The sequence below is a fragment of the Vibrio sp. Vb1337 genome (assembly GCF_033338715.1).
GTDB lineage: Bacteria > Pseudomonadota > Gammaproteobacteria > Enterobacterales > Vibrionaceae > Vibrio > Vibrio alginolyticus.
Map to the genome: position 1 here is coordinate 1 of NZ_JAWOTD010000059.1, position 1,867 is coordinate 1,867.

2 protein-coding genes are annotated in these 1,867 nt (G+C 44.1%); both read right to left on the bottom strand.

The genetic code is table 11. The annotated features are described in order from the left end of the window. Positions 1-203: 203 nt before the first annotated feature. Positions 204-545 (bottom strand): hypothetical protein, encoded by a 342-nt coding sequence (locus tag R7E42_RS23785; RefSeq protein ID WP_005463744.1) that lies wholly within the window; start codon positions 543-545, stop codon positions 204-206. Positions 546-573: 28 nt separating this feature from the next. Beyond that, the coding region (locus R7E42_RS23790) for a GGDEF domain-containing protein (protein WP_318073060.1) at positions 574-1,867 on the bottom strand (1,294 nt) is incomplete at its 5' end.

Sequence of the window (1,867 nt, forward strand, 5' to 3'; positions counted from 1 at the left end):
CAAAGAATGAGGACGCAAACTGTTTACAAATTGTTTACGTTGTTTTTTCGACGGACTGCGTAAATTGATGTTAACTCACTGAAGTAAAGGAAGGTTTTGGCTGATCTTGATCATTGTTAGCTGTAAAAAGCAGAAAGTTGGTAAGGACTTTCTGCTTTCTATCTCATCTGTTAGCTAGAGAGAGGTGATAGCTACTACAGTTACTATTTGGTGGAGGCTGGCTGAATGGTTGCCATCGGTTTGCGCGGTGCTGGCTTTTTCTTTGGTAGCACGCTATCGACAAACTTCTCCAAATACCACTTATTCAATTCGTTATCGCACCATTTTTTATTGAGTCCACGGCGGTTGAATTCTGCACCAATCGCGACTTTGGTTTGGTTCGTTGAGCGATTGTAATACAGCGTCTCACAAAGTTGAGTATTGCTCATTTGTTGAGCGTACATGTTCACACTGCTGCTACGCATGCCCATTTGCGACGCTTGTTGATTACTACAAGCGGATAAAACAACAGGTGAAAGCAGGGCGAATATTAATTTTTTCTTCATGGAAGTATCTATTTACTCGTGGACGCCATTAAGACGTCGAGTGAATCTTAAATTGGTTTCTGCCCGCTTGTTTTGCGTCATATAACGCTTGGTCGGCCAAGAAGAACCATTGGTACCACTGTTGTTGGATGGTTTGGGCTGATAACCGGTCGACCGCACCAAGCGAAATTGTGGCGTTTATTGGCTTAGAGTCAATGATTAATGGCGTATTTTCAATGACATGTCTCAAACGCTCTAGCGATTTCACACAATCATTTGGATCGTTCACCTCCACCAGCAACACAAATTCTTCACCGCCCCAACGAATCAGCAGGTCACCTGAGCGAGTGGATTCGTTGAAGATAGAGGCAATGTGCATCAACATTTGGTCGCCGATGTCGTGACCATAAGTGTCGTTAAAAGCTTTGAAATGGTCGACATCAAGAACCGCAAGCGCGAAGGTTCTATCTGGAGTGCGGCGGGCCATCTTCTCTAACCATACTTCTAAATAGCGGCGATTGTGAAGGCCAGTCAAAAGATCTGTAGTACTTTCTTGCGTTAGTGCTTTATTGATCTTTTTGACTCGCAAAACATAACGGAAACCCACCACACCAATGGCTGCAATAGCGATAAAGTAGAACATTTCGCGGTAACGTTGTGAGCGCAACTCAGAGGCTTGAAGTGCGTTTTTCGTCTCAAGCAAATTCAACTCTTTCTGAGCTAATTTCGCTTCAAGGTCAAACTTAATGTTGATCATTTCTTCGCCGTGAATGTGCTCAGAAAATTCTTCTTCAAGTGCTCTCAACTGAGACAAATAGCGGAAGGCGGCTTCATAATTTTGCAGCACTTGGTTGGCGTTGACCAAAACCGACAACATATCGATACGCTGTTTTAGCTCAAGCTCATTGGTTGATTTGGTTTGTTCTAGGACGAGGAGAGCGGTTCGAATCGCTTTGTCGTATTGCTTGTCGGCGAGATACGCTTCGGCAAACGCTTCATGGCATGGCATCTTAATGATTTCGATGCCGTCTGGGTTAGGTAACTCAACACAGCGTTGTGCGAGCAGTAGGGCATCGTCTGTTTTACCGATGCTGCTTAGCATTTGAGAAAAGTTGGACAATGAATGATGTTTAATGACATCCGACCCTGTTTGCATTGAGCGTCGAATCGCCTCATGGAAGTAGTATTCGGCCTTCTCACTGTCTCCTAAGCCAAGATGAACAATGCTTAAGTTGGCATAGATTACGCCAATAAAGAAACTGTTGTCGTACTCATATTCACTGCTCTCATATACATCGAGTGCTTGTTTTAGATAGTTGCTTGCGCGATTCCAATCGGAGGAG

Bases quoted from the DNA above. Each gene is read 5' to 3' on its own strand.
- R7E42_RS23785 (WP_005463744.1), bottom strand. From the start codon at position 545: ATGAAGAAAAAATTAATATTCGCCCTGCTTTCACCTGTTGTTTTATCC.